At 29.0% G+C, this 4,974-nt stretch carries 4 protein-coding genes and 3 pseudogenes; 3 read left to right on the top strand and 4 right to left on the bottom strand.

All coding sequences use genetic code 11. From position 1 onward, the window contains the following. Positions 1-225, bottom strand: a pseudogene (locus HMPREF2937_RS00835) (winged helix-turn-helix transcriptional regulator); the annotation flags it as partial. On the opposite strand from HMPREF2937_RS00835, the gene hxlA reads away from it, so the two are divergent. The 3 genes from hxlA to HMPREF2937_RS00850 all read left to right on the top strand — a co-directional run bounded on the left by hxlA (position 218) and on the right by HMPREF2937_RS00850 (position 2,777). Beyond that, entirely contained in the window at positions 218-841 is a 624-nt protein-coding gene (gene hxlA, locus HMPREF2937_RS00840; protein ID WP_070863821.1) for a 3-hexulose-6-phosphate synthase, read from the top strand. The pseudogene HMPREF2937_RS00835 and the gene hxlA overlap by 8 nt on opposite strands. A 213-nt stretch (positions 842-1,054) precedes the next feature. Continuing rightward, complete coding sequence (locus tag HMPREF2937_RS00845; RefSeq protein ID WP_070724901.1) at positions 1,055-1,573, top strand: type 1 glutamine amidotransferase domain-containing protein; 519 nt, start codon at positions 1,055-1,057, stop codon at positions 1,571-1,573. A 430-nt stretch (positions 1,574-2,003) separates the two neighbouring features. Then, a complete protein-coding gene (locus tag HMPREF2937_RS00850) occupies positions 2,004-2,777 on the top strand; it encodes a serine hydrolase (protein WP_070863822.1) in 774 nt (257 codons plus the stop codon). Between the two features lie 887 nt (positions 2,778-3,664). On the opposite strand, the gene HMPREF2937_RS00855 is transcribed toward HMPREF2937_RS00850, so the two are convergent. The 3 genes and pseudogenes from HMPREF2937_RS00855 to HMPREF2937_RS13935 form a co-directional block, all read right to left on the bottom strand. Continuing rightward, a complete protein-coding gene (locus HMPREF2937_RS00855) occupies positions 3,665-4,075 on the bottom strand; it encodes a hypothetical protein (RefSeq protein ID WP_070863823.1) in 411 nt (136 codons plus the stop codon). Between the two features lie 30 nt (positions 4,076-4,105). Then, positions 4,106-4,246: pseudogene (locus HMPREF2937_RS14210) on the bottom strand (helix-turn-helix transcriptional regulator); the annotation flags it as partial. Between the two features lie 540 nt (positions 4,247-4,786). Then, a pseudogene (locus HMPREF2937_RS13935) lies at positions 4,787-4,974 on the bottom strand (hypothetical protein); the annotation flags it as partial.

Here is a 4,974-nt window from a genome sequence, read left to right on the forward strand (position 1 = left end):
ATTACAAATTGAAAAGACCACTTTATCCAGTTTTAACCCTATTTCAGTCAATTTATAATCTACTTTAGGAGGCACTACCGGGTAGATTGTCTTTTCAATAATTTTATCCTGCTCTAATTCTCTAAGTTGTCTTATTAACATGCGCTGATTGATATCAGGTAGTTTATTTTGTAAGTCACTTAACCTTAAACGATCATTGTTTAAAAGGTGATAAACAATAGCAATCGATTTATTAGACCAAAAGGAGGCAGCAAAGCTTGCTCAAGAAGTAGAAGAATTTATTGATATCGTAAAAATCAGAACTCCAATTGTCATAAATGAAGGATTATCTGCGGTTAAACATATGAGTAAGTCAGTGAATAATATACAGGTATTAGCAGATTTAAAAATTATGGATGCCACAGCATATGAAGTAAGTCAAGCTGTAAAATTCGGAGCTGATATTGTAACAATTCTTGGTGTTTCTGAAGATGCTTCAATTAAAGGTGCTATTGAAGAAGCGCATAAAAGCGGTAAAGAATTATTAGTTGATATGATTGCGGTTCAAAATTTAGAACAACGTGCAGCTGAATTAGATAAAATGGGTGCTAACTATATTGCTGTGCATACGGGTTATGATTTACAAGCTGAAGGTGTATCACCTTTAGAAAGTTTACGTACTGTCAAATCAGTTATTTCAAATTCAAAAGTAGCTGTAGCAGGTGGAATCAAACCGGATACAATTGAGGAGGTAGCAACTGAAAAACCAGATTTAATTATTGTTGTTGGTGGTATTGCAAATGCTGATAACCCAAGAGCTGCTGCTAAACAATGTCGTGATATAGTTGATGCGAATTCTTAATTAATATTAAATGATGTTAAGAAGATATGTTTTAACATTAATGATAATGAGTTAAGAAAAGAAAATATATGCATCTATATCATTTTTTATTGAAGATAGAGATTGTTTATCTCTAAGCATTAGCAATGAAAAAATTATTATGTTTAAAGTATCCCCAACTAAGTGTATATATTATTTAGATTAAAAATATAAACTGAAAGGTAATGTTGTATTATGACTAAAAAAGTAGCAATTATTTTAGCAGATGAATTTGAAGATATAGAATTAACTAGCCCAAAAGAAGCATTAGAAAATGCTGGATTTGATACTGAAATTATTGGAGATACAGCAAATCATGAACTTGTCGGCAAACACGGTGAGAAAGTAACTGTAGACGTTAGTATTGTAGATGCGAAACCAGAAAATTATGATGCATTATTAATTCCTGGTGGCTTTTCACCTGACCATTTACGTGGTGATGAAGAAGGGCGTTATGGCGCATTCACTAAGTACTTTACTCAAAATGATTTGCCAATATTTGCGATTTGTCATGGTCCACTTTTACTAGTTGATACAGATGATTTAAACGGACGTACAATAACTGGTGTTATTAACGTACGTAAAGATTTATCTAATGCAGGAGCACATGTTGTTGATGAATCCGTTGTTATAGATAATAATATTGTAACAAGTCGTACACCAGATGATTTAGATGACTTCAATAGAGAGAGTATTAAACAATTAGAAAAATAAATTTAAATTGTGTGTATTCGTATAATATACTCGTTCTAAAAATGTTATGTTTAGCATTTCATATTTGTTGACTAACTATGGTCATACTTTAGTTAACGAAAATGTTTAATAATTAATGCACTACCTCCATACTGTTGCAAATAGTGTGGGGGTTTTTCGGTGGTATCTTTTGAAAACTTATCTATTAATTACATATTATAGTACTAAAGACTAGCGGGCACTATGATATGAATAAAATTGTTAGCAAAGTAACGCCCTCTTCTTCGTATCTGAATTGAAGCCTAAGAGATAAAGGACATATATATTGAGATAATTTTGATCTTTATGTAATTGTAGTTTTTTAAAGATTTCAAATCTAATCATCAATTTCACACCTTTAATTTCTATTATATACTAGCATTGAATACTAAAAGAAAACAGGTGAAAATAAATGGATTTATTTATAAATAAAATGAATGAAGTAGCAAAAAATATAGGAATGTTAAACTCAAATTTTAAAAATCCGTCAGGACTAACTAAAAAAGGACAACTATCAACAAGTTACGATTTATCATTGTTGTTATTACAAGCAAGTTTAAATCCAATTATCGTTAAAATTTGGAAAAAAGAGAAACATATAGTAAGAATATTAGGAGATAATACAAGAAAATCGGAAATTAAAAGTACTGTATATAATAAAAGTTTAAATAATTATTATGATATTTTAGGTGGAAAGACAGGTACCGTAGGTTTTATAAAAAATTTAAGTGTCCTGTTATATGCTAAAGATGAGATATATTTAGTAACAGTATTAAAAGCAAAAAGAAATAGATTTCACCAAGTAAAACTTATTATAGATACTGTTTTAGATAACAAAGAAAATAACATAGATGCAAATTCATTTACGGTTTTTAAATATCCATTAAAAAATATAAAACTTTTAAAGAACTTTAAACCTCACAGTGTTTTTTCGAAAAATGAATCAGATAAAAGTAATCCTGCTAGTATAACTAAATTGTTAACGCTAATAACTGCGTTAGAGTATCCGATTGACTTAAACGATAAAATCAAAATTCAAGAAAGCGATATTGTTGAAGATAACATGAATAATATATATGTAGGAGACATAATATCGTTAAATGATGCAATACATTTTATGCTTTTATCATCTTCTAATATTTTAGCTAATGCAGTTGCAAGATACATCGAGGAAAATTATCTTTAATATATAGATAAAGTGAATAGAGTATACAAACTAACTACCCATAATTATTTAATTATGTCAACTAACTCAAAAGGCTTAAACGTTGTTAAATCAACGTTTAAGCCTTTTGATATTTTATACATCATCTGATACATTTTATCATTCATGCGTATGCTTATTTACGATTAAATAAAGTATACGAGTTAATCATTAAACTTGTTTACCTGTAATTGAAATATCGTATTTAGATGTTGCATATATTATGCGTATATATTGTATGTATTCATAATTAAAGATCATCTGCATACACAAAGGAGGTATGATGCACAAAAAACATCGTAGTTTTCATTAATTTCAATATATCCTTTGTTGCATTTCTGATGTCGTTGAGTCTCTTTTTTTTCTCGGCTTCTTTGTTATCTCGATATAAGATATAACTAGTTTGTTTTGATTTTTTTAGCTAATCTAACTCTTACTTTCTTTAATTTTAAACTCATTTTCCAATACACCTTTCATAAATTTATCCTAACATCTTGCCACGAAGTTTTACATTTAACTAACAATGTACTTTCAGTTTGTGTATATCTCAATTTTGCTGTATCTTGATTCAATATCAAACGTCTAATTATATAACCATCTGTATCAATATCATGATGTAAGTAGCTCCTTAAGGTTTGAAAGTAGGATGAATTTTGTGCCCCTTACAGTTAATGTAGAGTGCAGAACAGCCTGAAACAAGATACTTTACTGCACATGTCAACCAACAAGTATTGAATCTAGGAGACTATGTAGATGAAGAGGGTATGAGTCGTTTAGAAGAAATGTAATTGTATGCTGAAAAAGAAATCACTAAAAAAAGAAAAAAGCCTAAAATTTTAATGTTAGACTATCGTAATTAATTATTATTTTTATATTAAAAATATAAAAATAATAATTATAAAACCAATAAAACATAATATAATACCAAAGATTCCTGAAAACCATCCTGTCATCAAAGTAATTGCATAGAGCATAACACCTAAAATCATTGCTCCTAGCCCAATAAACGTCAATACTTCATAATTTTTATCACCTTTTTCCTGAAACTTCTCAGAAAAACTAAGGACTCCAACGACAAATACTAATATAAAGCCACTTAACATCAAATAGGATGAGAAATCACTAAAATAGTTTTCCATACTAATCGGCGCAAATAATAAAGCATAAAAATATGAAATCAAACTTAAAACAAATAAAGCAATACCAATCCGCACCATCTTTATTTTGATTCTTTTTGTGTCACTACTATCTCTAATAATTTTTCCTGGTATATTATTCATCTCATTTCCTCCTAAAATTAATTCATTTAAAGAAATATTGAATGATCGAGATATTAAAATCAGCATTTCAATATCAGGTAAATTCCTATCATTTTCCCAATGTGAAATCCCTTGTCTCGAAATCCCAGTCTTTCCCCATCTCCTATTGAGTGATTTGATTTTTTTCCTCAACTGTTTAATCTATTCTCCAAAGTTCATTGTTTTCTCCTTCCAAGGTTCAAACCTTAAATTTTTAGCTATAAATAAAAAGAAAGTAGAGCTTGCATCACTGATATATCGCGCTTCATTCTCTATCATTGCATTTATTCCAATTTTCTTTTTGTGCAGAAACTTTCCCTCTTCAAACTTCCCGAAAATAAGCCACCGGACAAAAACGTGCTGGTGGACCTACTTCATTAAGTATATTTGAAGAGGGGTTCTTTCACAAAAAGTTTTCTCGGCATAAAAAATCATTGCACTTTTTTAGACTTAGAAGATTGATTTTCTAAAAACGCCAAAATGATTTTACACTTATTTTTTAAATTTAAGCCTATTTAAAGCGTTTTTTTATTTTTCTAGTAAAAGTACTTAGAAATCAAAAAAGGCTTTTAAAATGTAAATATGAACCAAATAAATATATTTTGATTTCACATCACAAATTTTAAGCGAAACCAGTGACGCTTTTTAGACACTGCCCATCTACATGCAAACTAAAATTTTGTATAAAATCCTTCAAAAAGTAATACCGTTTTTTAGTTCCTGGAGTGGCAAATTTCTGAAAAAATACCGAAATTTTGATTTTGTCCCAAATGCTTTGTAAGAGTATAAGGGAAATTTGAATACATTTAAATCTGTCGGATCTACTTCTTTAAGATAATATAAATCTCCATTTTTTAATTTCTTTCTTGCCTCTTTAAACA

The organism is Staphylococcus sp. HMSC061G12 (genome assembly GCF_001838465.1).
GTDB classification, from domain to species: Bacteria; Bacillota; Bacilli; order Staphylococcales; family Staphylococcaceae; genus Staphylococcus; species Staphylococcus simulans.

Bases quoted from the DNA above. Each gene is read 5' to 3' on its own strand.
- HMPREF2937_RS00845 (WP_070724901.1), top strand. From the start codon at position 1,055: ATGACTAAAAAAGTAGCAATTATTTTAGCAGATGAATTTGAAGATATA.
- HMPREF2937_RS00850 (WP_070863822.1), top strand. From the start codon at position 2,004: ATGGATTTATTTATAAATAAAATGAATGAAGTAGCAAAAAATATAGGA.
- HMPREF2937_RS00855 (WP_070863823.1), bottom strand. From the start codon at position 4,075: ATGAATAATATACCAGGAAAAATTATTAGAGATAGTAGTGACACAAAA.